The organism is Xanthomonas sp. BRIP62418, assembly GCF_003993495.1.
GTDB lineage: Bacteria > Pseudomonadota > Gammaproteobacteria > Xanthomonadales > Xanthomonadaceae > Xanthomonas > Xanthomonas euroxanthea.
In genome coordinates this window covers 235058-259452 of the sequence record NZ_QEZG01000033.1, presented here as the reverse complement: position 1 = coordinate 259452, position 24395 = coordinate 235058, and the positions used below count along the sequence as shown (strand labels likewise).

Here is a 24395-nt window from a genome sequence, read left to right as displayed (position 1 = left end):
CGGACAGCGTGCCGTTGCTGGCCAGGGTCAGGCCAGCCGGCAGCGTGCCGCTTCCGAGGCTGTAGGTGTACGGCGCGGTGCCGCCGCTGGCGCTCAGCGTCTGGCTGTAGGCCGTGCCGCGGGTGGCGGCCGGCAGCGTGGACGGCGCAACCACGATCGGCGGCGCGGCGATGGTCAGGGAGTAGCTCTGCGTTGCCTGCGATGGCGTGCCGCTGGTGCTGTCGGTGGCGGTCACGTTGAAGCTGAAGCTGCCCACGGTGCCGGGCGTACCGGTCAGGGCGCCGCTGCTGCCATTGAGCGTGATGCCCGCCGGCAGGGCGCCGGCGGTAACGGCGTAGGTATACGGGGCAATGCCGCCGGTCGCCGGAGTGAGCGCGCCCGAATAGGCCTGGCCTGCCGTGCCGGCCGGCAGGCTGGTCGCCGGCAGGGTCACCGTCGCGCCGGCCACGGTCAGCGTGTAGGCGCGGTTGCCGCTGGTGGGGCTGCCGCCGCTATCGGTAGCGGTGGCGGTGAAGTTGAAGCTGCCGGTGGCGGTGGGTGTGCCGGACAGCACGCCGGCAGCGCTCAGGGTCAGCCCGGGCGGCAGCGCACCGGCCGTGACGGCGAAGGTGTACGGCGCGGTGCCTCCGCTGGCGCTCAGGTTCTGGCTGTAGGCGCTGCCGGCGGTGGCTGCCGGCAGCGTGGCCGGCCCGACAATCACCACCACATCGTCGTTGACGATGGTGCCGGTGCCGGTGGCGCGCGCGATGCTGGCGTTGCTGGCACCGGACAGGCCGACACTGAAGGTCTCGCTGGCCTCGACCGCGGTGTCGCCATTGACGGTGATTGCCACGCCCTGCGCAGTGGTACCCGGCGGAAATGTCAGCGTGCCCGACCGCGCGACGTAGTCGCTCCCTGCGGTGGCGGTGCCGTTGGCGGTGGCGTAATTGACCGACACGGTCTGGCCGCTGGCCGCGCTCAGGCTCACCGTGAACGTGGCCGTGGTGGTGCCGCTATTGCCTTCGTTCACGCTGATATCTTCGATCGACAGCGACGGCACCGCATCGTCGTTGACGATGGTGCCCAGGCCCTGCGCATCGGCCACTGTCGCGCCGGTGACGTTGCTGACGTTGACGAAGAAGGTCTCGTCGGGCTCGCTGAGCGAGTCGCCGTTGACCTGCACGGTGAAGGTGGCGCTGCTGCTGCCGGCGGGGATGGTCTGCCCGGCCAGGCTGGAGGCGACGTAGTCCACGCCGGCAGTGGCAGTGCCATCGGCAGTGGAGATATCGAAGCTGACGCCGCCGGCGCCGGCCGGCTGGCTCAACGAGACAGTGAAGGTGGCATTGGTGGTGCCGGCGTTGCCTTCGCTCACGGACACGTCGTTGATCGACAGCGCCGGCTGGTCGTCGTTGAGGATGGTGCCGGTGGCGCTGTTGGGCGACCCCACGCTGTAGCCACTGCCCGCAGCCAGGCTGATCACCACGGTCTCGTCCGGTTCGATGGTGGCATCGGCGGTCGGATTGATGGTGATGGTGCCGGTGGTCTGGCCGGCGTTGATCACCAGCGGCGAACTCACGGCCGCGTAGTCGGTGCCTGAGGTCGCGCTGCCACCGACGCTGAAGGCGACCGATACCGCGCTCTGCGCAGCCTGGTCGAGCGAGACCGTGTAGATCAGATTGCCTGCTCCGTCCTCGGGCACGCTGGACGGAGACACCGTGATCGATGCGGTCGGAAAGTCGTCGTTGACGATGGTGGCGGTGGCGCTGGACGGACTGCCGATGCCATAGCCGCTACCGCTGGCCACGCTGATCACCACCGTCTCGTCGGCCTCCACCGTGGTATCGGCGACCGGGGTGACGGAAAAGGTGGCCGTGGTGGCGTTGGCGGGCACCACGATGCTGCTCGGCGCACCCGTGTAGTCGGTGCCGCTGGTGGCGGTGCCGCTGCGACCAAGGTTTACCGTGGTCGCCGAACTGCTGCTCTGGCTCAGCGTCACCGTGTAGGTGAACGCTGCGCCGCTATTTTCGTTGAGGCTGGCCGGGCTCACCGCGATGCTGGCAGTGCGCGAGGGGTTGACGGTGATGTTGAAGACGATCTGGTTGTTGTCTTCGTCCAACAGATAGAACGAGTCCGATGTCGCACCATCGCCGTTGTTGGTGTAGGTCACCTGTTCGGTGCTGTCAGGATTCTGACCAGGCAGGCTGTAACTGCCATGCGCAGGGGGTACGCCGGGATCGGTCATGCCGATATTGGAAGGGCCATCGCAGTCGCCGACTTCGAAGGACACCGAGCCACCCGAGTTGACGGTGGCGCTTTTCGGAGTCGGGCAGTAGGCAGCCAGGGCGACGTGAGAGGTCGCCAACAGCAACAGCGCCAGCATCCAACGCAGCAGCAGGCGCACGCCACCCGAGGCGGCGAAGGTCGTAGACATAAGTTTTCCCCGAAAAAGCACGCCACCCCAATGGCGTCGGCAGCGGTCCTGGTGCCTCGGATCAGCGCAACGCAATGCCTAAAGAGGCATGTGATTCAACTATAGCGCTATTTGAACTGGAACTGACTGGCAGTTAAAGAATGAAAAATTAATACTTCATCTCAATTAGGATCTTGGTGGCTTGTGGTATGCAATGTCGGCAGGTATGACTACGTCAGTCTCCGACAGTCGGTCGGCGGCGCACCTACGTAGGGAGAGCTGCATGAGTGAGTTCTTCATCGGCCAGATCATGTTGACCGGTTTCGCATTCGCGCCGAAGTATTTTGCGCAGTGCAATGGGCAATTGCTGCCGATCAATCAGAACCAGGCCCTGTTCAGTCTGCTCGGCACGCGCTTCGGCGGCGATGGCAGGACCACGTTCGGCTTGCCGGACATGCGTGGGCGCACCCCGATGGGCTATGGGCCGTCGGCGGATCCGAACTGGCAGCCGCCTGCCGCTCCCATGGGCCAGGCGGCAGGCGCGGAGACGGTGACGCTGGTGGCAGACAACCTGCCCCCGCACAGCCACCTGATGGATTGCAGTAGCGCCAACGGCGACAACCGCACACCGACAGGCCGTCTGTTCGCGAACAACAACGTCGCCTCCGGGACTGCGCACGCGTTGTACGCCGCGCCTGGCGCGATGGTGCCGCTGTCCCAGTCCACGATCGCCAACAGCGGCGGCAGCCAAGCGCATCCGAACCTGCAGCCTTATACCGCGATCAATTTCTGCATCGCGCTGTCCGGCATCTTCCCTTCGCGCAGCTAGGCGCATCCGTATCCGGGGGCGCCGGCGTACGCAGCCTTGCGTACGACGCCCCATCGACCAGGAAGAATTTCATGGGTACTCCCTTCATTGGCGAAATCCGCATGTTCGGTTTTGGCCGCACTCCCCAGGGTTGGCAGGCGTGCGACGGCTCGTTGCTGCAGATTTCCGAATACGAACCGTTGTACGTCCTGCTCGGCACTGTCTACGGTGGCAATGGCACCAGCACGTTCGGCGTGCCGGATCTGCGCGGCCGCCTGCCGATCCACCAGGGCCAGGGACCGGGCCTGAGCAACTACGTGCTCGCCCAGCACGCCGGCACCGAGACGGTGACGTTGACGGACCTGCAGATGCCGGCGCACACGCATACCGCTCAGGCCACCACCACCGCAGCGACGGCGACCGCACCGGCGGGGTTATTGCCGGCGGCGGTCAACGGCAGCACGTTCTACGTGAGCGATGCAACCGGTGGCACCACCTTGGCGATGTCCACGCAGAGCACCTCGTTTGCCGGCGGCAACCAGCCGCACGACAACCTCATGCCGACACTGACGGTGCAGTACTGCATCGCCACCACGGGCATCTTTCCGCAGCAGGCCTGATCCCCGCGCCGCGCCGGCAGGCCGCGGTATGCATCCGCTTCATCGGAGACTCTGTTCATGACCGAACCCTATATCGGCGAAATCCAGCTGTTCGGCTTCGACTACAACCCCTACGGCTGGGCGTTCTGCAATGGCGCCACACTGCCGATCGCGCAGAACACCACGCTGTACTCCCTGCTCGGCGTGGCCTATGGCGGCAACGGTAACAGCACCTTCCAGTTACCGAACTTTTCCGCACGCGCCGGTTGCCAGCAGGGCGCGGGGCCGGGCCTGACCCCGCACTCGCTGGGTAGCAACTTCGGCTCCGCGTCGGAAAGCCTGCTCAGCACGCAGATCCCGATGCACCAGCATGGCGTCAACATACTCTCGCAGCCGGACGTGACCAAGAAGACGGGCACGCCAGCCAACGGTGTGGCGCTGTCGTCGCTGAACGTCAACACCGAGCGCCCGTTCCTGGCGGTCGCGCCGGACAAGCAATTCTCCCCGACCATGCTGTTGCCTACCGGCAGCGGACAGGCGCACGAGAACCGCCAGCCCTATCTGGCCGTGAACTTCTGCATCGCGCTGCAGGGCGACTATCCGGCGTTCAACTGAGCGCTGCCGTCACCCGGGCGCGTTGCAGAGGCGGCGATGAAGATGCAGTTCGTAACGAGCGCTACCGCTAATCGGGGCGCGGTGGATCTTGCCCTGCGCCCCGAGCAGCCAGCCGACATCGCGTGGCTGCAGGCGCTTTATGCCAGCACCCGCAGCGACGAGCTGGCACCGGTACCGTGGCCGGAGGCGAGTAAACGTGCCTTTCTTCAGCAGCAGTTTGCGCTGCAGCGCGCGCACTACCAGCAACATTTTGAAGGCGGCGACTTTCTGATCGTCCAGGCCAAGGATCTGCGTATCGGGCGCCTGTATCTGCACCGCGCTGCCGCGCAACATACGCTGGTGGATATCAGCCTGATGCCGGACTGGCGCGGCCAAGGCATCGGCTCGCAACTGCTCGCCTACGCGCAGGCGGTGGCGCGCGAGGCGGGATGCGGATTGTCATTGCACGTGCTGCACGCAAACCCCGCCGCGCAACGACTGTATGTCCGCCACGGTTTCGTCGCGGGTATGAGCAACCAGACGCATCTGCAGATGCACTGGCATTTTCCCGAGCACCGCGGTTGAACGCACTCAGTTGAAAACGGCCTGATACAGAAACCCGTCGCGCTCGCGCGCCACCGGCACCAGGAACACGCCGATCTCGCCCAGCCGCGTGTGTCGCAGCTGATAGGTCTGCTGCGGAAACAGGAACGCCGAGCTGTTGCGGAACAGCAGCGAGAAGGGCGCCCGGTGGACGGCATGCGTGGTGGGCAGCGGCCGCGCCTCGACCAGCACGAATGGCACCTCGCCTTCGTTCAATGCGGCAGAGAACGTTTCATTGACGCTGCCTGCAAAGTGCTCCAGGGTCAGTAGATCCATTACGTACTCGTGGTCGGCCGGAACTCCGATCATCCACCTAGGGCATACCTGCCACAACACCCCTGCGCTCGCAGATTGCGTTGGGTCATGCATGAGACGGCTTGTTGCATGCATGCCGGCTGCAACGCGTCCGCTGCGATGCAGGCGTCATGCGATAATACTGGACGCACCGGTTCGGTTATGTTCAGCCGTGTGACGGCTACTCTATCGCGTTGGAATTCTGTTAAAGGCTTCGATGACGGCGTCCGCATCCCCTGTCGTGCAGTTGTCCGGTGTCCGCATCGATCGCGGCGGTCGCACGATCCTGCGCGACGTCTCGCTTGAGGTGCCACGCGGCAGCATCACTGCCGTGCTCGGTCCGTCCGGCAGCGGCAAATCCACCTTGCTGGCCGCGCTGACCGGCGAGCTGCGTCCGGTCGCCGGCACGGTCACCCTGTTCGGCAACGCGATCCCGCATGGCAACCGTGCACTGCTGGAGATGCGTCGCAATGTCGGCGTGCTGCTGCAGGGCAATGGCCTGCTGACCGACCTGAGCGTGGCCGACAACGTCGCGCTGCCGCTGCGTACCCACACCCGCCTGCCGGCGCCGGTGCTGCAGCGCCTGGTGCAGATGAAGCTGCATGCGGTGGGCCTGCTGGCCGCCGCCGATGCCTGGCCGCGCGAATTGTCCGGCGGCATGGCGCGGCGTGTGGCGCTGGCGCGTGCGCTGGCCCTGGACCCGCCGCTGATGATCTACGACGAACCGCTGACCGGGCTCGACCCGATCGCGTCGGGCGTGATCATGAGCCTGATCCAGCGCCTCAACGACAGCCTCGGCCTGACCAGCATCATCGTCAGCCACCACGTGCACGAAACCCTGCCGATCAGCGACCAGGCCGTGGTCATCGCCAATGGCGGCATCGTGTTCGCCGGCACGCCGGAGCAGCTGCAGGACAGTACCGATCCGCTGGTGCAGCAGTTCCTGCATGGCCAGCCGGATGGGCCGATCGCCTTCGATGCGGCGCCGCGGCGCGACCGGAGTGCTGCCTGATGGCCATGGTCGAGTCGATCCGCGCCTTCGGCCGCGCCGGGCTGTTTTCGCTGACCGTGCTGCGCGGCTCGGTGCCCACGCGCGATTTCATCGCCGAGCTGGTGCGCGAGATCTACAAGGTCGGCGCGCGGTCGCTGCCGATCATCGCCGTCGGCGGCGCCTTCGTCGGCCTGGTGCTGACCCTGCAGGGCTACCGCACGCTGACCACCTACGGTGCGTCGGATGCGCTGTCCACGCTGCTGGGGCTGTCGCTGTACCGCGAGCTGGCACCGGTGCTGACCGCGCTGCTGTTCATCGGCCGCGCCGGCAGCTCGATCGCCGCCGAGCTGGGCCTGATGCGCGCCACCGACCAGATCAAGGCGCTGGAGCTGATGGCCATCGATCCGGTCGCCAAGGCGGTGGCGCCGCGCTTCTGGGCGGCGGTGCTGACGGTACCGTTGCTGACCGGCGTGTTCTGTTCGCTGGCCATCACCGGCGGCTATTTCGAAGCCGTGCACGTGCTGGGCATCGACAACGGCACATTCTGGTCGGGGTTGAGCAACAGCGTGGACTTCTGGGACGACTTTGGCGTGGCCATGCTCAAGTCGGCGATCTTCGGCGGCACCGCCGCATTGGTCGCCGCCTACGTGGGCTTCCACGCCGAACCGACCATCGAAGGCACCTCGATCGCCACCACCCGCGCGGTGGTGAACGCCTCGCTGCTGGTGCTGATGTTCAACTTCGTCCTTTCTGCAATGTTGTTTAGGTGAGTGGAATAACTATGGCCATGCGTGGACCACGACTCGAATTCGCCGTCGGCGCCTTTTTGCTGCTGACCCTGGCCTCGCTGCTGGTGCTGGCGGTGGCCTCGACCAACCAGCGCTGGGGCTTCGGCTCCAGCCAGTACACGCTGACCGCGCGCTTCAGCCAGATCGGCCAGCTGCGTGCGCAGGCACCGGTGAAGATCGGCGGGGTGACCATCGGCAAGGTGTCCGACATCAGCCTGGATCCGACCAGGTTCGACTCGGTGGTGACCCTGTCGCTGGACAACAAGTACAAGGATCTGCCGGCCGACACCTCGGCCGGCATCTTCACCAGCGGCCTGCTGGGCGAGAGTTATATCGGGCTGCAGCCGGGCGGTGACCCGGAAACGCTCAAGCCGGGCGAAGAAATCGGCTTCACCCAGCCGGCGGTGGATCTGCTGCAGCTGGTCGGCAAGTACATGTTCAGTGGCGGCGGTGATAAATCCGCCGCAGAGGGTCAGGCCGCCCCGCCTGCCCAGCCCGCTTCTCCCTCTACGGAACCGCACCAATGAAAACCACCCTGCTCTCCGCTGTCCTGGCCTCGACCCTGCTGGTGTGCGCACCGGCCACCGTGCTGGCGCAGCCGGCTGCCGCCAGCGCGCCTGCGCAGGGCGCGGCCACCAAGACCGTCATCGACAGCAGCACCCGCATCCTGAGCACGCTGGACCAGCGCCGCGCCGAGTTCCGCAGCAACCCGGCCGCGCTGCGCCAGTACATCAATGGCGAATTGAACAAGGCCTTCGACCGCGACTACTCGGCCCGCCTGGTGCTGGGCGTCAACGGCCGTGGCGCCTCCGATGCGGACGTCAAGCTGTTTGCCGATGCGCTGGCCGACAACCTGATGCAGCGTTACGGCACCGCGTTGCTCAACTTCGAAGGCAAGCCGACCTTCCGCGCCAAGTCCGAGAGCGCCCTGCCGGGCAACCGCGGCGTCAAGGTGTCCACCGACCTGCTGCGCGCCGGCAACGACCCGACCCCGGTCGATTACATGATGCGTAACGTCGGCGGCCAGTGGAAGATCTTCGATGTGATGATCGAAGGCATCTCCTACGTGCAGACCTTCAAGACCCAGTTCGACGCCCCGCTGCGCGAAAAGGGCATTGCCAAGGTCGCCGCAGAGCTGCGTAGCGGCAATCTGCAGGTCGGTCCGGCACCGGCCAATGGCAAGTAACGATTCCGTGCAACGCAATGGCCAGACGCTGGCACTGACCGGCGTGCTCGACCGCGACGCGGTCACGGCGGCCTGGCCGCAGGCGATTGCGCAACTGGACGGCATTCGCACGCTGGACCTGTCGGGTGTACAACGCCTGGACAGTGCCGGCGTTGCAATGCTGGCCGAACTGGCGGCGCGGCTGCGCGCCACAGGTGCCGGTCCCGTCACGGTGGTGGGTGAGGCGTCCGGTCTGGACGAATTACGCGCCGCCTACCGTTTGTCCCCTACTTTCGATTTCCAGGCCTGAGCGCCACCCCATGACCCAGCTTCGCCCCCTTTCCCTGTTGGCCGCCTGCCTGCTGCTTGGTGCGTGCGCCAGCCACGCTCCGAAATCCGCGCCGCTTGCGTCCGCGGCCGAGACCGCCCCGGACGCGACCCCGGCGCCGGTACGCGACGACGACGCTGTGACGGCGCAGCCGGCCACTGCCGGCTTTGCCGCCCCGGACGCCCTGCCGGCCACCGCCGCAGCCCCGGCCGACCAGACCGGCGCCGATGCCAGCGCCGGGACCGCAGGTGCCGCCACCTCGGCCGAGGACGACTACGCTGCGCTCTACGGCCCCACCACCCCGCAGGCCGGCGCCAACGGTGCACCGGGCCAGCCCGGTGATGCGCCACCCTACGATCCGTGGGAGCGCTACAACCGCGGCATGCACCGCTTCAACCTGGCCGTGGACCGGGGCGTGGCGCGTCCGTTGGCCACCGGCTATACCAAGGTGGTGCCGCGTCCGGCACGCCTGGGCGTGACCAACTTCTTCGACAACCTCGGCACGCCGCTGACCATGGTCAACCAGCTGCTGCAGGGCCACCCGGTGTATGCGATGCAGTCGCTGGGCCGCTTCGTGATGAATTCCACGCTGGGCGTGGCCGGTCTGTTCGATCCAGCCTCCGCAGCCGGCATTCCGCGCCGCAGCGAGGACTTCGGTCAGACCCTGGGTGTGTGGGGCTGGCGCAATTCGCGCTACTTCGAGTTGCCGCTGTTCGGCCCACGCACGGTGCGCGACACCTTCGGCCTGGGCGGCGACATTCCGCTCTCGCCGTTGCGCCAGGTCGACGACAGCGGCGCGCGCTTCGCCCTGCAGGGCCTGCAGCTGGTGGATACGCGCGCGCAGCTGATGTCGCTGGATTCGCTGCGCGACCAGGCACCGGACGAATACGCACTGACCCGCGATGCATGGATGCAGCGCCGCAACTACCAGATCGTGCGCGACCTGCGCAGCCATCGCCAGAAGGACAACGAGTTGCCCGACTACCTGCGCGAGGACAAGGACAGCACCGTGCCGGTGGATGCGATGCCGATCCCGCAGTGGATTCGTTGATCGATCTAGCGTGCGGTTTGGCGTAACTATGAAAGCCCGGGAGCGATCCCGGGCTTTTTTTTTCCGCCAACAGCATGCGAAGTGGCACCAAGGACCAGGCTGCCTAGGCGCAGGCTTGCCTCAGGCAATCCAGACCGAAGGATCGAAGGTGCAGTTGCCAGCTCACTTGCCAGCGCGCAACTCCGGTTCGGGCCTGATCGACGGCGTGCGGTCGATATAGGTGAGATAGTGCTTCCATAGATCGTGCGCGCGCTGATCGTCGAGGTCGACGATGCAGCGCGCCACCTTGGCCGGCCGGACTGTCGCATCGCGCCAGCGCGTTTGCACATTGCCGCACTGAAGATCCCGGTACGTCGTCCACGCCGTCTGTGCGTTGTCGAAAGCGTCGGCGGCAATACCCAATGTGGAAACGGCCCGGTCGCGCGCGGTCGCCAGATAATCATCCAGACGTGCCTGCGCGATGCCGACTTGCTCGTTCCAGCAAGCGTTACTTTCCGGGGTTGTCTGCAGGTCGCGGCAAAGCTCCGCAGCATGCAATGACGAACTGCCAGGCAGCATCAGGAGGACAAAGAGCAGACGCATCGACAGGGTCCTTGTTGAGTCACCTTCGCGATGCGTGCACCGACACGGTGGATGCAGCTTGCTGCGTCAGGCCACGCGTGCCACTGGCGCGCACGCGTGGCGTCTCGTCCTGGTGGAGAGGAGCTTCAGGCAGCCGCTGCCAACGCTGCATCCACCGCCGCACGCAGGCGCGCATCGTCTGCCGGCACGTCGGGGGCGAAGCGGTCGATGACCTGACCGTCGCGGCCGATCAGGAATTTTTCGAAGTTCCACAGCACGCCCGGTGCGGGGTTGGGTGCGATGCCGTAACCGGCCAGTTTCTCGCGCATCGGGCCGTCGCCGGTGGCCTGCGGATGCGCGCTGGTCAACTGCTGATACAACGGATGGATCTCGGCACCGGTGACGGCGATCTTGGAGAACATCGGAAAGGTCACGTCGTAGGTGAGCTGGCAGAACTGCGCGATCTCCGCCTCGCTGCCGGGTTCCTGCCCCTTGAAGTCGTTGGCCGGAAAGCCCAGCACTTCCAGTCCCTGTGCCTGCTTGTCGCGATACAGCGCTTCCAGGCTCTCGTACTGCGGGGTCAGTCCGCACTTGGAGGCGACGTTGACCACCAGCAGCACCTTGCCGCGATAGTCGGCCAGCGTGGCGGGCTCACCGTCGATGCGGGCAACCGGGATGTCGTAAAGCGTCTGGCTCATCGATACGTCCTGGACAGGTAGAGCCGAGAGCATAAACCGCCACGATGGCGCGAGCGAGACGGCTGGCTCATGGCGCTTGCAGTGATCTCCAGCGACGCGCACGGACCAAGCGGCTGATCGACCCGTGCAGGCGCTTCACCACGTTCGAAGACGTCAATCGATGCACAACGCGGCCTGGCCCAAGCCGCCGATCACTTCCTGGCGGCAACCGAAGCGGTCGCTGTCGCGCTGGCAGGTGCCGGATGTCGCGGTGCCGGTCGGCACGATGCTGGTGGCCAGGCAATCACCGCTGCAGTCGGAGCTGTCGCTGCAGGTCTTGCCGGCATCGGCATACGGCACCACGCAACGCACCGTCTGCATGCGGCCGACCGGACGCAGTTGCCCGCCCTTAGCCGTGCATTCGGCAGCGTCGGCGGAACCGGCGTGCGGTGGCTGCGGCGTGCCCGCCGCAGCGCCCGGCCTGGTCGCCGGAGGCGTGCTGCATGCGGTCAGCAGCAGCGCGCAGATCACTGCATGGAGCCATCGGGTTGCCATGTTGACACTCTCGTCTTGAACCAAGTGGCTGCAAGCATCGCGGTGGCGATGTCTGCGTGGCGTGCTCGCTATCGGCAAGAAGCCATGCCGGAGGCCTGCGTTTTGTAGGAGCGGCCCTGGCCGCGATGGGGCGTTATCGGTAATGCCTGGTCGCGCCCGGGTGCGCTCCTACGTTGTGGCTTGTTGGGTCGCCTTGGGCGGCGGATCATTCCTGCTCGTCGTTGCTGTCGTCGTCGCTGCTGCTGGCGGTGTCGTCGTTGCCGGCATCGTCCAGCAGCGCCTGGGAGTGTTCGCTGGCCAGGGTTTCCACGCCGCGCAGGCGGCGTTCGATGGTGCGGGTCTTGCGGCTGGCTTCGCCTAGGCTCTTGCCGACCGTGCTGATCTGCCGCTCGGCCTTTTCGAGGATGCCGGCGAACTTGCCGAACTCGCTCTTCACCGCGCCCAGCACCTGCCAGACCTCGCTGGAGCGCTTTTCGATCGCCAGCGTGCGGAAGCCCATCTGCAGGCTGTTGAGCAGGGCGGTGAAGGTGGTCGGGCCGGCCAGCACCACGCGATGTTCGCGCTGCAACAGGTCGACCAGGCCGGCGCGACGGATCACTTCGGCGTACAGGCCCTCGGTGGGCAGGAACATCACCGCGAAGTCGGTGGTCTGCGGCGGGCAGACGTACTTGTCGCTGATCGACTTGGCCTGGATGCGGATGGCGCGTTCCAGCTGCGCCGTCGACGTCTTGATTGCGTCGAGGTCGCCCTTTTCCTGCGCGTCGATCAGGCGTTCGTAATCCTCGCGCGGGAACTTGGCATCGACCGGCAGCCACACCACCGTGTCGTCGCCACGGCCCGGCAGGCGGATCGCGAAATCCACCGCCTCGGCGCTGTCGGGCCTGACCCGCACGCTGCGCGCGTACTGCTCCATCGTCAGCGTCTGCTCGAGGATGTTCTCCAACTGCACTTCGCCCCAGCCGCCGCGGTCCTTGACGTTGCTCAGCACACGCTTGAGATCGCCCACGCCGGTAGCCAGCTGCTGCATTTCGCCCAGGCCGCGCTGCACCTGTTCCAGGCGTTCGGAGACGAGCTTGAAGGAGGCATCCAGCCGCGTGTTGAGCGTGGTCTGGAGTTTTTCATCGACGGTGGCGCGCATCAGTTCGAGCTTGCTGGCGTTGTCGTTCTGCAGGTTGGCCAGCTGTTGTTCCAGCGTGGCGCGCATTTCGCCGATGCGCAGCTCGTTGCGCTGGGTGAGTTCGGTCAGGCGTTGGCCCAGGGCCTCGGTGAAGCGCTGCTGCGACTCGCCGGCCTCCTGCCGGCCCTTGCGGGCATCGTCGGCCAGCGCTTCGCGCAGGGCGGCCATATGGGTGTCGGTGCGCGCGATCAGCTCGGTCAGCTGCTGGCCGAACACCTGGATGCGGGTTTCCTGCTGCTGGCCGAAGCCGTCGAGCTGGGTGCGCAATTCGGTCAGCCGCAGGGTGAGCAGTTCGCCGGTGCGTTGTTGCGCCAGGGCGCTTTCTTCGCGCGCCTTGCGTGCATCTTCGCCGAGTGCGTCGCGCAGCAGGTCCAGGCGCTGGTCGGTGCGCGTGGACAGTTCGGTGAGATTGCGTGCGAAGGTTTCCAGGCGGCCGTCCTGCTGCCGCGCCAGGCCTTCGAGCTGCTCGCGCAATTCGCCGCGGCCGTCGCGTTGCTCGGCACGCAGCGCCAGCTCCAGGCCGCTGGTGGAAGGACGTCGCAGCAGCGCGATCAGCTGCAACACGAGGACTACGACAAGCAGTCCGAGAAGGATCAGGGATTGGGATGACATGCGCGCAGTGTAGCCGGGCCGGTCGCAGGGGCTGCGCCAGTGCGATGCCGGTTGGGCGGCCGGTGCTCAGGGCGCGGGCGCCTGGGACGGTGCGCCTGCAGCAATGCGCATCAAGCGCCTCCGACGCGGCTGACGGCGTGGCGAGCCGGGCCGGGGCTGCGCAGTCGCAACGTCGCCGCGGTCAGAACCCTTCCAGCACCAGCTTGCCGCGGGTGCGATGCGATTCCAGTGCGGCGTGGGCGCGGCGCAGGTTGTCGACGGTGATGCGGCCGTAGTGCTCGCCCAGCGTGCTGCGCAGCGTGCCGCTGTCCACCAGCGCGGCGACGCGGTTGAGCAGGTGGTGCTGGGCAATCATGTCGTCGGTGTCGAACAGCGAGCGGGTGAACATGAATTCCCAGTGCAGCGACGCGCTCTTGCGCTTGAGCGGCAGCACATCGAGCGTGGCCGGGTCGTCGATCAGGGCCAGCTGGCCCTGCGGTGCGAGCACCTCGACCAGCTGGGCGAAGTGCTGGTCGGTATGGGTCAGGCTGGCGACATGCTCGACCTGGGCGATGCCGATGCGCTGCAGGCTCTCGCTCAGCGGCTGGGTGTGGTCGATGACATGGTGGGCACCGAGCGCATACACCCAGTCCTGCGTCTGCGGGCGCGAGGCGGTGCCGATCACGGTCAGCTTGGTCAACGTGCGCGCCAGCTGCACCAGGATCGAGCCGACGCCCCCGGCGGCGCCGACCACCAGCAGGGTCTGGCCCTGCCCGCCGTCTTCGGCGATGCGCAGGCGGTCGAACAGCAGCTCCCAGGCGGTGATCGCGGTCAGCGGCAACGCGGCGGCCGAGGCGTCATCGAGCGTGGCCGGCTTGCGCCCGACCAGGCGTTCGTCCACCAGGTGGTATTCGGCATTGGTGCCCGGGCGGTTCAAGGTGCCGGCGTAGTACACCGCATCGCCGGGCTGGAACAGGCTGACCTCGCTGCCCACCGCATCGACCACGCCGCTGGCATCCCAGCCGAGCACGCGCGGTGCGTCGACCGCGGCGTTGGCGCGCACCTTGGTGTCGACCGGATTGACCGAGATGGCATGGATGCGCACGCGCAGGTCGCGCGGGCCGGGCTCGGGCAGCGGCAGGTCGAGCGCGACCAGCGCGCGCGCGTCGTCGATGGGCAGACCGTGCTGGGGATAGGCGATGGCTTTCATGGCGGGCGTCCTGCGGGGAGGGAACTGCATGGTCGGCCGCCGGCATTGCGAGAAAAACCGGCAAACTGCGCAAGCACTTTCACAGCTGGAGTGAAGATGGTCCGCTTCGACGACTTGGCGCTGTTCGTGCGCACGGCGGCACTGGGCAGTTTTTCCAATGCCGCGCGCGAGGCCGACCTGCTGCCCGGCCAGGTCAGCGCGGCAGTGGCGCGGCTGGAGCGGGCCCTGGACCTGCGCCTGTTTGCGCGTTCCACGCGCAGCCTGCGGCTGACTGCCGAAGGAGAGCAGTACCTGCCCTACGCACGCCAGGTGCTGGAGCTGCTGCGCGATGGGCGCGAGCAGGTGCGCGGGCACGACACCGAACTGCAGGGCGTGCTGCAGGTAACCGCCCCGTCGGACCTGGGCCGCAATGTGCTGCTGCCGTGGCTGACCGAGTTCCGCGCCGCGCATCCGCGCCTGCGCCTGCGCCTGCATCTGTCCGACCAGGTGGCGGACCTGTACCGCGCGCCGGTCGATGTGGCGTTCCGGCTGGGGCGTATCGACGATGCGGAGCATGTGGCGCTGCCACTGGCGCCGCACAACCGGCGGGTGCTGGTCGCCGCGCCGTCCTATCTGCAACGGCACGGGCAACCGGCCACGCTGGACGCGCTGCGCGAGCACGCCTGCCTGCTGTATCTGCTGGCCGGGCGCGCCTACGACCGCTGGCAGTTCGAGCTGGAGGGCCGCCGCCACATCGTGCCGGTGCGTGGCGCGATGCTGTGCGACGACGCCGATATCGTGCGGCGCTGGGCAGTGGCAGGCGAAGGCATCGCCTATAAATCCTGGCTGGATGTCTGCACCGACGTGCAGGCCGGGCGTTTGCAGGTGCTGTTCCCGGAGTGCGGCGACCGCCTGCCTCTGCACCTGGTGTGCCCGCATCGCAAGCAGTTTTCGCCGGCAGTGCGGCAGCTGCACGCGCTGTTTGCGCAACGCTGCCAGGCGATGACGGCGCTGTACCCGCTGGCGTCCGATGCGCGTTGACCTGCTGCGCCGGAACAGGGGCGCGATGGATGCACGCGCGCCGCAGCAAGGTCTGCGCGACTGCCGCGTGCGTTGAGGTGCCCGTCACTGCGCAGCTTCTAGCCTGCCTGCATGACAGCCCGCCGCTTCCCGTCGATGCAGTGCTACGGCAATCGCCAGGGCCACTCCGGAGTGGTGGCCTATGCGGTGGCAGACGATGCAATCGCGGTGCGCTTTCGCAGTGGCGACACCTATGTGTACACCGCCGCCAGTGCCGGCGCCGACGTGGTCGCGACCATGCAGCGCCTGGCCAAGGCAGGGCGCGGCTTGAGCACCTATATCAGCCAGAGCGTGCGCGACGCTTACGCGGGCAAGCTGACGGTGTAGGCGAGCGGCGACGGAGCAGGTTGCATATGCCCATTGCAGCATCCGCTCCGTTGTACGCAGACGCGGCAGCCGTGCTGCTGCAATGATGCATCGACGCACTCGCAAGACGCAGAGCAGTCACTGGCGCAGTCGTCTGCACGCACTCACCACCTCCATCCCCGGGCACATATGCTGGACATCTACGGAAAGCCGACATCGATCAACGTGCGCAAGGTGCTGTGGCTGTGCGAGGAACTGGCGCTGGACTACACGCTGCACGCGTATGGCAGCGGGTTTGCATCGCTGGACACGGAGGCCTTTCGCGCGCTCAACCCCAACGCACTGGTGCCGGTGATCCGCGATGGCGATCTGGTGCTGTGGGAGTCGAACACGATCTGCCGGTATCTGGCCGCGCGTGCAGGACGCGCCGACCTGTTGCCGACGGCGCCCGCTGCCCGTGCGCTGGTCGAGCAATGGATGGATTGGCAGGCCACCGAACTCAACAACGCCTGGCGTTACGCGTTCATGGCCAGCGTGCGCGGCAGCGCGGCACATGCCGATCCACAGGCGATTGCGGCGAGCGTGCGCGAGTGGAACCGGCACATGGCCATCCTCGAGGCACAGCTGCAACGCGGCGGCCCGTTCGTGCTCGGAGCCGACTTCACCCTGGCCGATATCGTGTTGGGCTTATCCACGCAGCGCTGGCTTGCCAGCCCGATCGCGCGGCCGGCGTTGCCGGCGGTGGCGGCGTATCACGCCTGCCTGAAGACGCGTGCCGGCTTTCGACGTCATGGCTGCAATGCGCCGTAGACCACGCCTGCGCAAAAGCGAGCCAGACAGTGCGGCGATGCTGGATTTGCATGCGGATCGCATCGCATTGACCTCAACGTGACCTGCGCATCGCTAGGGTGAGGCTTCGTTCCTGCCAGGCCACCCGATGACCACCGCCACCAACCAAACCCGTCTGTTCGCGCTGGGCCTGTTCGTTTTTCTGGGCAGCTTTGCCGCGATCGTCTGGTACCTGATGCGGCCGTACGGCACGGCGTATTTCTTCCCGGTGCATTTTCTGATCGGCGCCGCGTTGCCGTTTTTGTTCTATGCCATTGGTGGAACACGGCTGTGGTTCTGGATCGGCATCGGGGTCACCGCACTGGTGCTGTTGTGGTTCAACTTCTGGGGCCACGACGCCAATGGCGCGGCGCCGCGGGTACTCGATTGGACCCATTTCGCTGCCGGTGCGGTTGGCCTGATCGGCGCGTGGGCGGTGCAGTTGGTCTATCGCAATGTGCGCCCACCGCATCGCCCGTCTGTGGAGTGAGCGGGGATTTGGGATTTGGGATTTGGGATTCGCAAAAGCGGGATCGCGGGTGGTGGTCGCTTGGCCGGGGACCGGCGGGTGTGGCGCGCTGACAACTGATACGGTACGCGGCCATGCTGGCGCCGACGCATGACCTTGGACCGATAGCTTTGCTGCGGCGCGTTGGGCGACACTCGCGCCTTCTTTTGTTCCCGCGAGGTCCGCATGTCGTCTTGGCTCAGGCGCAAATCCATCGATCAGGTCACCGTGCACGAGGCCGGCCGGCAGCTGGTCCGCAGCCTGAGTTGGCCGCATCTGGTCGCGCTGGGCATCGGCGCGATCGTCGGCACCGGCATCTACACGTTGATCGGCGTGGGCGCGGACAAGGCCGGCCCGGCGGTGCTGCTGTCGTTCGTGGCGGCCGGCATCGTGTGCGCCTGTGCGGCGCTGGCGTATGCGGAGATGGCCACGATGATGCCGGCTGCCGGCAGCGCCTACACCTACAGCTACACCGCGCTTGGCGAGAGCATCGCCTGGGTGGTGGGCTGGAGCCTGGTGCTGGAATACTCGCTGGTGGTGAGCACGGTGGCGGTAGGCTGGTCGGGCTATTTCGTCGGCTTCCTGCAGTGGTTGGGGGTCAACCTGCCGCATGCCCTGGTGGCCGGGCCGCATGCCGGCGGCATCGTCAACCTGCCGGCGGTGGTGATCACCTTCCTGGTCGCCGGCATGCTGATGGCCGGCACCAAGGAAAGCGCCACCCTCAACGCGGTGCTGGTGGTGCTGAAGATCGTGGCGCTGGGCGTGTTCGTGGCGATTGCGTTGCCGGCGTTCGACAGCGCCAACCTGCAGCCGTTCATGCCGTATGGCTTCCCCAAGACCGAAGGTGCCGATGGCGTGGAGCGCGGGGTAATGGCCGCGGCGGCGATCATCTTCTTCGCGTTCTATGGCTTCGATGCGATCTCCACCGCGGCCGAAGAGACCAAGAACCCGGGGCGCGATCTGTCGATCGGCATCGTCGGCTCGATGATCGGCTGCACGCTGATCTATGTGCTGGTGGCGTTGTCGGCGGTGGGTGCGATGAGCTTCACCGTGTTCGGCAAGAGCCCGGAGCCGTTGGCGCTGATCATGCGCGAACTCGGCCACGGCAAGGCGGCGCTGGTCATCGGTGCGGTGGCGATCATCGCGCTGCCGACGGTGTTGCTGGCGTTCCTGTATGGGCAGAGCCGCATCTTCTTCGTGATGTCGCGCGATGGCCTGTTGCCGCGTGGCCTGTCCAAGGTCAATGCCCGCACCGGCACGCCGGTGGCGATCACCCTGTTCACGGCGGTGCTGGTGGCGGCGTTGGCGGGCGTGGCGCGCCTGGATGAAATTGCCGCATTGGCCAATGCCGGGACCCTGGCGGCGTTCACTGCGGTGGCGGCGTGCCTGCTGGTGCTGCGCGTGCGCGAGCCCACACGTGCGCGCTCCTTCCGGACGCCGCTGGCATGGGTGGTGGGTCCGGTGGCGATCCTGGGCTGCCTGTATCTGTTCTGGAGTCTGCCAAGCACGACGCAGGGGTGGTTCCTGGCCTGGAACGCGCTGGGCGTGGTGGTGTATGTGGCCTATGGCCGGCGCAATAGCCGGTTGGCGAAGGTGGGATAGTTCCTCCTCCCGTCGGGAGTGTGCCCTTCTCCCAGCGGGAGAAGGGGCTCGCAGTACGGATGAGGGGCGCCTCGGACACCCGGCAGGTGCCAGCGATGACGAACGCGTCGCCACGCGCCTTCAAGAACGAATCAACACAGGCGAGCTGTGCTCTTGCTTTCAGGCTGCGCGCCGGCCCGCGCTCGCGGTACCGGCGCTTGAATCACGGTACCGCCGCAGGCGTGGCGCAGAACGAGGCAGGCAATGCCTCTGGTTGCGTGCCCCAGCCCTGGGTCGGCGCCTGCTTGCTTAGTGCAAACGACAACGTGCCGCCCTGCTGCAGCTGGGCCCAGTCCAGGAACACCTGCCGCTGCGGTTGCCCGTTGAAACGCACGCTGTCCACGTATTGCAGCGCGCGGCCGTCGGCGCCGGGGGCGTCGATACGCAGGCGCTTGCCGTTGCCCAGCGCCAGCGTGACCCGCTTGAAGCGCGGGGCATGCAGCAGGAACTGCCCGCTGCCCGGCACCGCCGGATACAGGCCCAGCGCACTGAACAGGTACCAGGCCGACATCGTGCCGAGGTCGTCGTTGCCGGTGACGCCGTTGGGTGCATTGGTGAACAGCTGCTGGGCGGCGCGCACCACGGTGGCGGTCTTCCACGGCTGGCCGATCAACGTGTACATCCACGGGGCGTGCAGGTCCGGTTCGTTGTTGGGGTTGTAGCGGTACTGGTTGTAGTAGCTATACGGGCCGACCACCCAGTGCGTGCGCGCGGCGTTGAGCGGGTCCTTGAGCAGGTCGTCGTAGGCAAAGAACGCATCCAGGCGTTTGCCGGCCTGCTCGCTGCCATGCATGGCCTGCAGCATGCCGGGGATGTCCTGCTGCACCAGCCACTGGTATTGCCAGGCGGTGCCTTCGTGGAAGCCATGCTGCGAGCGTGGGCTGTAGTGATCGTCCGAGGGGGCATACCAGCTGCCGTCTTCCAGCCGCGGGCGCGGAAAGCCGCTGAAGCCGGTGTCGGCATCGCGCACGCCGGCGTCCCAGACGTTGTGCCAGTTGCCGCCGCGTCTGCGTAGCAGCGCGCTGTCGTCGGTGTGGCCGAGCGCCTGCGCCATCTGCGCCAGCGCGCAATCGGCCAGCGCGTATTCCAGCGTGGCCGAGCCGCCGTGGTGCGGGTCCACGTCCATGCCCTTGGAGGGGAAGGCACGGTCGTATTGCACGTAGCCGTTGGCCAGGTAGCTGGCGTTGCCCGAGCGCCCGGCGTGGCGCGAATTGATGGGCGGCTGGCCGAAGGCGTTCTGGCGCAGCGCGGCGTAGGCCTCGGTTTCACTGCCCTGCAGCGCGCCGAAGCGCCACAGGTCGACCATGAAGGGCGTCACCGGGTCGCCGGTCATGATGTTGGTGTCGTAATTGGCGTACCCCCAGCGCGGCAGCCAGCCGCCTTGCTGGTGGATGGCCAGCAGCGAGCGACCGATGTCGCGCGCGCGCGCCGGCTGCAGCAAGGCCAGCAGCTGGTTCTGCGAGCGATAGGTGTCCCACAGCGAGAAGTACTCGTAGTAGGTCCAGCCCTCGGCATGGTGGATCGCATCGTCAAAGCCGCGATAGCGGCCATCGGCATCGCTTCCGGTCAGCGGCTGCAGCAGCGCGTGATACAGCGCGGTGTAGGCCACCGTGCGATCGTCGGCGCTGGCGCCGGCCAGCTGCATGCCGGCCAGTTCCCTGCGCCAGGCCTGTTGCGCGCGCTGGCGCATCTGCTCCAGGCCCAGCAGCTTGCCGCCCTGCATGCCGTCGGCGCGCAGGTTGTTGCGCGCGCCTTCGGCATCCACATGCGAGATGGCGCTGACCACGGTCACTGCGCGCGCGGTCTTGTTCTTGCCCAGCGGGAAGCTGAGCCAGGCGCCGTTGGGCTTGAGTTCGCCGCCCATGCCGTGGCGCGCGCCGGGCACGCCGCCGTCTTCGCCCCAGACACCGTGCGCGGTAAACGGGCGGTCGAATTCCAGCCGGAACCAGGTGGTGTATTCGTGGCCGCCGCAGAAGCTCTGCGTGGTGAGTTTGCCTTCGACCACACGGTCGCCGACCACCTGCAGCTGGCTGCCGATCACCACGTGGCGGTCGTTGGCCTGGCCGAGGTTGACCAGCACATGGCCGGTGTCGGCGCCGGGCGCGAAGCTGTAGCGCTCGGCGGCGGCGCGGGTGAGCGCGGTGGCTTCGGCGTCGATGCCGCCGTAGTCGGTCAGCCGCACCTTGTAGTAGCCGGCCTGGCCCACCTCGCCGTCATGGGTGTAGCGGGCGGCATAGCGCTTCTGGTCGAAGGCCTTGGCATCGGCGGTGTCGAAGTCGCCGCCCGGGCCGATGCGGCCGGTGACCGGCAGCACCGAGACCTGCCCGCCCTGCTCCCAGCAGCCGGCCCCGGACAGGAACGAATGGCCGAAGCCGCGGATGCTGGGGTCGTCGTAGCGCCAGCCGGCGTAGTGTGCGCCGATCGGGCTGACCTGGACCAGGCCGAACGGGGCCGAGGCACCGGGGAAGGTGTTGCCGTCGTCCTTGCTGCCGATGAAGGTGTTGACCTGCGCCGGGTCCTGCGCGGCCAGCGGCGCGGACACCGCCATGCCGAGCAGGCACAGGCCGGCGGCGGCGCGGCGCCAGAACGGCGCCGGAGCGCCCTGCGAAACGGAACGATCGGACCAGACTGCGGAGAGCATGCAAGACACCTCGGAGGAGAGGGCGACCGAAGCCGCAGGTGGGGATCCATGCCGATCGCTGCACCACGCAGCGATCGACGCACAACGACCGCGTTCAAACGGCGACCGGCAGCGCGATTTCGCGCACGACCTGGCTTGTTTGGATCGATCTAAATTCGATGCGGTCATGGGCCATGTGTCGGCAAAGATTAAGCATTCTCGACCGCTTGCTGCACACTGCGGCGCAGCAAGTGTGCGGATGCTGGCAGTTTTGCGGGTGTTTTAGACGTTTTGAGGCGATCTGTTGCGCGCTTCAGGTACTGCCATTCTGAAGCGTGTCAGAGGCACTGACGGATGAGTTGGCTCGGGATTGATTCGTCTGCGCTGCGTGCGGTTGGTTGAAGGTGGCGCTCTTGGGCGTGTTGCGCGTCGGGGGCCGAACCCTCACCCCGCCCCCCGCTCCGGCCCGCGCTAGCAGCGCGGGCGCTCCCAGGCACGCGCGCCAGTGGCGCGCAAGCCGTGCCTTATCGCCCCGGGGGGAGAGGGGCTTGGTCCACGGGGCTTGATGGCCCATAAAAAAAAGCCCGGTCAGTGACCGGGCTTGGCGACGCTGGCGTGGCGGCGGGAGGGGCCGACGCGCCGGTGACGCAGTTGCTTCAGATCCAGCGCATGCCCTCGAACGGGTTCCAGCTGGTGCTGCCCTTCACCTTGTCCAGGTAGTAGGCGTAGTTGGCGATCATGCCGGTCAACAACGACAGCGGCAGCCACAGCACGTTCTGAAACGCGGCCGGCAGGAACGAGGCCACGATGCTCACCACGACGCTGATGCCGATCAGGCTCAACGCCTTGCGCCACAGGCCGATGATGAAGAAATAGATGACGCCGAAGAAGAAGGCATAGAAGTTCATGCCGACCTTGACCTTCTCGCCAAAGCTCAGGGTCTTCAGTGCGTTCTTGTAACTGGGGTCTTTGGGGCCACCGTGACGGTCGAAGAAATCGAAACGGAACTGCCACTTGGGACTGAGCTGGGTGCGATCGAAGGTATCCATTCCAAACCATGTAGTTGAAAACGATTACATGATAGGCGATCGCGTATTCATCGGCACGTTCTTCGGCACCGGTCGGACGCGGAGGGTCAGCCGCCGATCAGCTTCAGCCGTGGCCGCTTGCAGGCCGCAGCGCGCGTTACTCGCGCTGGTCGCTGACACCGGTACCGCGGCGCGCCCGGCGCAGCGCGTACAGCGAACGGTCGGCGCGATCGACCACTGCCGCCAGCGCCTCGCCGTCGTGGCGCAGGGCGGTGCCCAGGGTGAACTGGATCGGGGCGTCGTCGGTGGCGGCCACGTAGTCGCGCGCCAGTGCCGCCAGCTGCGACTGGGTTGGTTGATGCAGCAGCACCAGGAACTCGTCCCCGCCCAGGCGGACCAGACGGTCCTGGGTGCGCAACGGCTGGTTGAGGAACCAGGCCATCTGCACCAGCACTTCATCGCCGCGCTGGTGGCCGTGGGTGTCGTTGACCAGCTTGAACTTGTCCAGATCCACCACGATGCAGCCCCAGCGCACGCTGGGGTCGCGCTTGTCCAGTTCGTCCAGGAAGCGGCGGTTGTAGCAGTTGGTGAGCGGGTCGGTGAACGACCATTCCAGCAGCTGCTTCTCCTGCTGGTACTGGTTGGTGATGTCCTGGGCGTGCGCCAGCACGACGGTGGCGTCGGCCTCCACGTCCAGCACGTTGCGGTACTGCCAATGGCGCAGGCTGCCATCGCTGGCGACCAGCTCGATCACGCCGGCATCCTGGCCGTCGAGCACCATCCGCGACAGATAGCCCTGGAAGGCGGCGTGCAGCTCGGGGCGGATGAATTCCAGCAACGAGCGCCCTTCCATGTCGTCCACGCTGCGGCCCAGCGAGCGCGCCGCGGCCGGATTGATGCTGATCAGCCGGCCATCCATCTCGTGGGTGCAGATCAGGCCCAGGCTGTACTGGAACATGTTGCGGAACTTGCGCTCGCTGGCAGCCAGCGCATCCACCGCGCGATGGCGGTCGGTGACGTCCTGGATCGCGCCGATCAGGCGGATGCGCCCGTCCACATGCTCCATCGAGCCGGTGCTGTGCACCCACAGCCGCCGGCCGGTGGCGCTGACCAGCGGCAGTTCCAGGTCCCAGGGCGTGCCGTCGCGCACGCAGCTGTCCACCGCCTCGGTGATCACCGCGCGCGCATCCAGCGGATAGAAGCCGATCCCCTCGGCCAGGGTCGGCCGGTAGCCGGGCGGCAGATCGTGCAGCCGGCAGGTCTGGTCCGACCAGGTCAGCACGCCGCTGGCCACATCCACCTCCCAGCCGCCGACACCGGCGACCCGGCCGGTGCGTTCCAGAAACGCTTCGCTCTCGCGCAGGCGTTGCTGCAGCTGTGCGTTGGCAGCTTCGCGCTCCAGCATCAGCCGGCGCTGCTCCAGCCCTTCGGCGGCGACCCTGGCCAGCTGCTGCAAGGCGGCCAGTTGCGCCGGCTCCAGCGCGCGCGGGCGCTGGTCGATCACGCACACCGTGCCCATGCGCAAACCGTCGGACAACACGATCGGCGCGCCGGCGTAATAACGGATCCCCGGCGCATCGGTGACCAGCGTGTTGTCGCAAAAGCGTGGATCGGCCGGCGCATTGCGTACTTCCATCACCGCATCGTCCTCGATGGCGTGGGTGCAGAACGCGAGCTCGCGTGGGGTTTCGCTGGCGCCGGGCAGGCCGATATTGGCCTTCCACCACTGACGATGCTCGTCCACCAACGACACCAGCGCGATCGGCGTGCCGGCAATCGCCTGCGCGGCGGCGGCCAACGCATCGAAGAACGGCTCGGCATCGGTATCGACGATCTGCAACAGCGCCAGACGCGACAGCCGATCGGTTTCGCGGGAAGTGGATGACGCGACGGTGTCGCAGTGGCTCAACGGAATGCTCGCTTGTTCCCCTGACAATCCGCTCAGTCTAGCGGACCGGGCATACCTGCCTGACGCTGGTTTCGTGCGCCGCGACACAGGATGGGGTGTGCGCCGGCGCTGCGGC

At 66.9% G+C, this 24395-nt stretch carries 25 protein-coding genes; 15 read left to right on the top strand and 10 right to left on the bottom strand.

The features are described from left to right. Positions 1-2374, bottom strand: a 2374-nt coding sequence (locus tag EO174_RS08745; protein WP_206515060.1) for a Calx-beta domain-containing protein, incomplete at its 3' end; no start/stop codon positions are given. Positions 2375-2672: 298 nt separating this feature from the next. Between EO174_RS08745 and EO174_RS08740 the strand changes: the two genes are divergently transcribed. From EO174_RS08740 to EO174_RS08725, 4 genes are all read left to right on the top strand, one after another. Continuing rightward, positions 2673-3218 carry a tail fiber protein gene (locus EO174_RS08740; RefSeq protein ID WP_126943805.1) on the top strand — a complete coding sequence of 182 codons (546 nt, stop codon included), beginning with the start codon at positions 2673-2675 and terminating at the stop codon, positions 3216-3218. Positions 3219-3289: 71 nt separating this feature from the next. Continuing rightward, complete coding sequence (locus EO174_RS08735) at positions 3290-3817, top strand: tail fiber protein (protein ID WP_115678192.1); 528 nt, start codon at positions 3290-3292, stop codon at positions 3815-3817. 57 nt (positions 3818-3874) lie between these two features. Continuing rightward, complete coding sequence (locus EO174_RS08730; RefSeq protein ID WP_104650358.1) at positions 3875-4411, top strand: tail fiber protein; 537 nt, start codon at positions 3875-3877, stop codon at positions 4409-4411. Positions 4412-4447: 36 nt separating this feature from the next. Further along, entirely contained in the window at positions 4448-4975 is a 528-nt protein-coding gene (locus tag EO174_RS08725; RefSeq protein ID WP_126943802.1) for a GNAT family N-acetyltransferase, read from the top strand. Between the two features lie 6 nt (positions 4976-4981). Here the strand turns inward: EO174_RS08725 and EO174_RS08720 are convergent, their stop codons facing one another. Next, positions 4982-5269 (bottom strand): hypothetical protein, encoded by a 288-nt coding sequence (locus EO174_RS08720; protein ID WP_104586190.1) that lies wholly within the window; start codon positions 5267-5269, stop codon positions 4982-4984. Positions 5270-5504: 235 nt separating this feature from the next. Here EO174_RS08720 and EO174_RS08715 point away from each other — a divergent pair, with 235 nt between their 5' ends. Genes EO174_RS08715 through EO174_RS08690 form a run of 6 tightly spaced genes read left to right on the top strand, consistent with a single transcriptional unit; the run spans position 5505 to position 9610 of the window. Beyond that, positions 5505-6299, top strand: coding sequence for an ATP-binding cassette domain-containing protein (locus EO174_RS08715; RefSeq protein ID WP_104535396.1), 795 nt, complete (start codon positions 5505-5507; stop codon positions 6297-6299). Further along, positions 6299-7048, top strand: a complete 750-nt coding sequence (locus EO174_RS08710) for an MlaE family lipid ABC transporter permease subunit (protein WP_104535395.1) — start codon at positions 6299-6301, stop codon at positions 7046-7048. Before EO174_RS08715 ends, EO174_RS08710 begins: the two co-directional genes overlap by 1 nt. An 11-nt stretch (positions 7049-7059) precedes the next feature. Continuing rightward, positions 7060-7593 (top strand): outer membrane lipid asymmetry maintenance protein MlaD, encoded by a 534-nt coding sequence (gene mlaD, locus EO174_RS08705; protein ID WP_104586196.1) that lies wholly within the window; start codon positions 7060-7062, stop codon positions 7591-7593. Beyond that, positions 7590-8252: an ABC transporter substrate-binding protein gene (locus EO174_RS08700; RefSeq protein ID WP_104586194.1), complete on the top strand. Its 663-nt coding sequence runs from the start codon at positions 7590-7592 to the stop codon at positions 8250-8252. Before mlaD ends, EO174_RS08700 begins: the two co-directional genes overlap by 4 nt. Then, positions 8242-8541 (top strand): STAS domain-containing protein, encoded by a 300-nt coding sequence (locus EO174_RS08695; RefSeq protein ID WP_104650361.1) that lies wholly within the window; start codon positions 8242-8244, stop codon positions 8539-8541. Before EO174_RS08700 ends, EO174_RS08695 begins: the two co-directional genes overlap by 11 nt. A 10-nt stretch (positions 8542-8551) precedes the next feature. Next, entirely contained in the window at positions 8552-9610 is a 1059-nt protein-coding gene (locus EO174_RS08690; RefSeq protein WP_126943799.1) for a VacJ family lipoprotein, read from the top strand. Between the two features lie 162 nt (positions 9611-9772). Here the strand turns inward: EO174_RS08690 and EO174_RS08685 are convergent, their stop codons facing one another. The 5 genes from EO174_RS08685 to EO174_RS08665 form a co-directional block, all read right to left on the bottom strand. Continuing rightward, the gene (locus tag EO174_RS08685) at positions 9773-10192 is read right to left on the bottom strand and encodes a lysozyme inhibitor LprI family protein (RefSeq protein ID WP_126943796.1); all 420 of its coding nucleotides are present in this window, start codon (positions 10190-10192) and stop codon (positions 9773-9775) included. A gap of 125 nt (positions 10193-10317) precedes the next feature. Continuing rightward, the gene (locus EO174_RS08680; protein ID WP_126943793.1) at positions 10318-10869 is read right to left on the bottom strand and encodes a glutathione peroxidase; all 552 of its coding nucleotides are present in this window, start codon (positions 10867-10869) and stop codon (positions 10318-10320) included. A gap of 153 nt (positions 10870-11022) precedes the next feature. Next, entirely contained in the window at positions 11023-11427 is a 405-nt protein-coding gene (locus tag EO174_RS08675; protein ID WP_206515056.1) for a hypothetical protein, read from the bottom strand. Between the two features lie 181 nt (positions 11428-11608). Then, a complete protein-coding gene (gene rmuC, locus EO174_RS08670; RefSeq protein ID WP_104585880.1) occupies positions 11609-13192 on the bottom strand; it encodes a DNA recombination protein RmuC in 1584 nt (527 codons plus the stop codon). 181 nt (positions 13193-13373) lie between these two features. Then, a complete protein-coding gene (locus EO174_RS08665; RefSeq protein ID WP_126943786.1) occupies positions 13374-14381 on the bottom strand; it encodes a zinc-binding alcohol dehydrogenase family protein in 1008 nt (335 codons plus the stop codon). Positions 14382-14477: 96 nt separating this feature from the next. On the opposite strand from EO174_RS08665, the gene EO174_RS08660 reads away from it, so the two are divergent. The 5 genes from EO174_RS08660 (at position 14478) to EO174_RS08640 (ending at position 18684) form a co-directional block, all read left to right on the top strand. Continuing rightward, on the top strand, positions 14478-15401 hold the full coding sequence (locus EO174_RS08660; RefSeq protein ID WP_104650398.1) for a LysR family transcriptional regulator: 924 nt from the start codon (positions 14478-14480) through the stop codon (positions 15399-15401). Between the two features lie 135 nt (positions 15402-15536). Beyond that, on the top strand, positions 15537-15767 hold the full coding sequence (locus EO174_RS08655) for a hypothetical protein (protein WP_126943869.1): 231 nt from the start codon (positions 15537-15539) through the stop codon (positions 15765-15767). Between the two features lie 168 nt (positions 15768-15935). Next, a complete protein-coding gene (locus EO174_RS08650; protein ID WP_119132647.1) occupies positions 15936-16556 on the top strand; it encodes a glutathione S-transferase in 621 nt (206 codons plus the stop codon). A 127-nt stretch (positions 16557-16683) separates the two neighbouring features. Then, positions 16684-17064, top strand: coding sequence for a hypothetical protein (locus EO174_RS08645; RefSeq protein WP_104585894.1), 381 nt, complete (start codon positions 16684-16686; stop codon positions 17062-17064). Positions 17065-17268: 204 nt separating this feature from the next. Further along, on the top strand, positions 17269-18684 hold the full coding sequence (locus EO174_RS08640; protein ID WP_119129964.1) for an amino acid permease: 1416 nt from the start codon (positions 17269-17271) through the stop codon (positions 18682-18684). Positions 18685-18886: 202 nt separating this feature from the next. Here the strand turns inward: EO174_RS08640 and EO174_RS08635 are convergent, their stop codons facing one another. From EO174_RS08635 to EO174_RS08620, 3 genes are all read right to left on the bottom strand, one after another. After that, a complete protein-coding gene (locus tag EO174_RS08635) occupies positions 18887-21364 on the bottom strand; it encodes a GH92 family glycosyl hydrolase (protein ID WP_126943783.1) in 2478 nt (825 codons plus the stop codon). Between the two features lie 635 nt (positions 21365-21999). Next, complete coding sequence (locus EO174_RS08625; RefSeq protein ID WP_016902101.1) at positions 22000-22392, bottom strand: DUF2628 domain-containing protein; 393 nt, start codon at positions 22390-22392, stop codon at positions 22000-22002. A 136-nt stretch (positions 22393-22528) separates the two neighbouring features. Further along, entirely contained in the window at positions 22529-24280 is a 1752-nt protein-coding gene (locus tag EO174_RS08620) for a diguanylate cyclase (RefSeq protein ID WP_104650371.1), read from the bottom strand. Positions 24281-24395 lie beyond the last annotated feature (115 nt).

What these genes read in the sequence shown, in the direction of transcription:
- EO174_RS08725 (WP_126943802.1), top strand. Translation starts at nt 4,448, where the DNA reads ATGAAGATGCAGTTCGTAACGAGCGCTACCGCTAATCGGGGCGCGGTG.
- EO174_RS08640 (WP_119129964.1), top strand. Translation starts at nt 17,269, where the DNA reads ATGTCGTCTTGGCTCAGGCGCAAATCCATCGATCAGGTCACCGTGCAC.
- EO174_RS08645 (WP_104585894.1), top strand. Translation starts at nt 16,684, where the DNA reads ATGACCACCGCCACCAACCAAACCCGTCTGTTCGCGCTGGGCCTGTTC.
- EO174_RS08700 (WP_104586194.1), top strand. Translation starts at nt 7,590, where the DNA reads ATGAAAACCACCCTGCTCTCCGCTGTCCTGGCCTCGACCCTGCTGGTG.
- EO174_RS08680 (WP_126943793.1), bottom strand. Translation starts at nt 10,869, where the DNA reads ATGAGCCAGACGCTTTACGACATCCCGGTTGCCCGCATCGACGGTGAG.
- EO174_RS08650 (WP_119132647.1), top strand. Translation starts at nt 15,936, where the DNA reads ATGCTGGACATCTACGGAAAGCCGACATCGATCAACGTGCGCAAGGTG.
- EO174_RS08660 (WP_104650398.1), top strand. Translation starts at nt 14,478, where the DNA reads ATGGTCCGCTTCGACGACTTGGCGCTGTTCGTGCGCACGGCGGCACTG.
- EO174_RS08695 (WP_104650361.1), top strand. Translation starts at nt 8,242, where the DNA reads ATGGCAAGTAACGATTCCGTGCAACGCAATGGCCAGACGCTGGCACTG.
- mlaD (WP_104586196.1), top strand. Translation starts at nt 7,060, where the DNA reads ATGGCCATGCGTGGACCACGACTCGAATTCGCCGTCGGCGCCTTTTTG.
- EO174_RS08740 (WP_126943805.1), top strand. Translation starts at nt 2,673, where the DNA reads ATGAGTGAGTTCTTCATCGGCCAGATCATGTTGACCGGTTTCGCATTC.
- EO174_RS08720 (WP_104586190.1), bottom strand. Translation starts at nt 5,269, where the DNA reads ATGGATCTACTGACCCTGGAGCACTTTGCAGGCAGCGTCAATGAAACG.
- EO174_RS08710 (WP_104535395.1), top strand. Translation starts at nt 6,299, where the DNA reads ATGGCCATGGTCGAGTCGATCCGCGCCTTCGGCCGCGCCGGGCTGTTT.
- EO174_RS08655 (WP_126943869.1), top strand. Translation starts at nt 15,537, where the DNA reads ATGCAGTGCTACGGCAATCGCCAGGGCCACTCCGGAGTGGTGGCCTAT.
- EO174_RS08715 (WP_104535396.1), top strand. Translation starts at nt 5,505, where the DNA reads ATGACGGCGTCCGCATCCCCTGTCGTGCAGTTGTCCGGTGTCCGCATC.
- rmuC (WP_104585880.1), bottom strand. Translation starts at nt 13,192, where the DNA reads ATGTCATCCCAATCCCTGATCCTTCTCGGACTGCTTGTCGTAGTCCTC.
- EO174_RS08730 (WP_104650358.1), top strand. Translation starts at nt 3,875, where the DNA reads ATGACCGAACCCTATATCGGCGAAATCCAGCTGTTCGGCTTCGACTAC.
- EO174_RS08625 (WP_016902101.1), bottom strand. Translation starts at nt 22,392, where the DNA reads ATGGATACCTTCGATCGCACCCAGCTCAGTCCCAAGTGGCAGTTCCGT.
- EO174_RS08690 (WP_126943799.1), top strand. Translation starts at nt 8,552, where the DNA reads ATGACCCAGCTTCGCCCCCTTTCCCTGTTGGCCGCCTGCCTGCTGCTT.
- EO174_RS08635 (WP_126943783.1), bottom strand. Translation starts at nt 21,364, where the DNA reads ATGCTCTCCGCAGTCTGGTCCGATCGTTCCGTTTCGCAGGGCGCTCCG.
- EO174_RS08735 (WP_115678192.1), top strand. Translation starts at nt 3,290, where the DNA reads ATGGGTACTCCCTTCATTGGCGAAATCCGCATGTTCGGTTTTGGCCGC.
- EO174_RS08665 (WP_126943786.1), bottom strand. Translation starts at nt 14,381, where the DNA reads ATGAAAGCCATCGCCTATCCCCAGCACGGTCTGCCCATCGACGACGCG.
- EO174_RS08685 (WP_126943796.1), bottom strand. Translation starts at nt 10,192, where the DNA reads ATGCGTCTGCTCTTTGTCCTCCTGATGCTGCCTGGCAGTTCGTCATTG.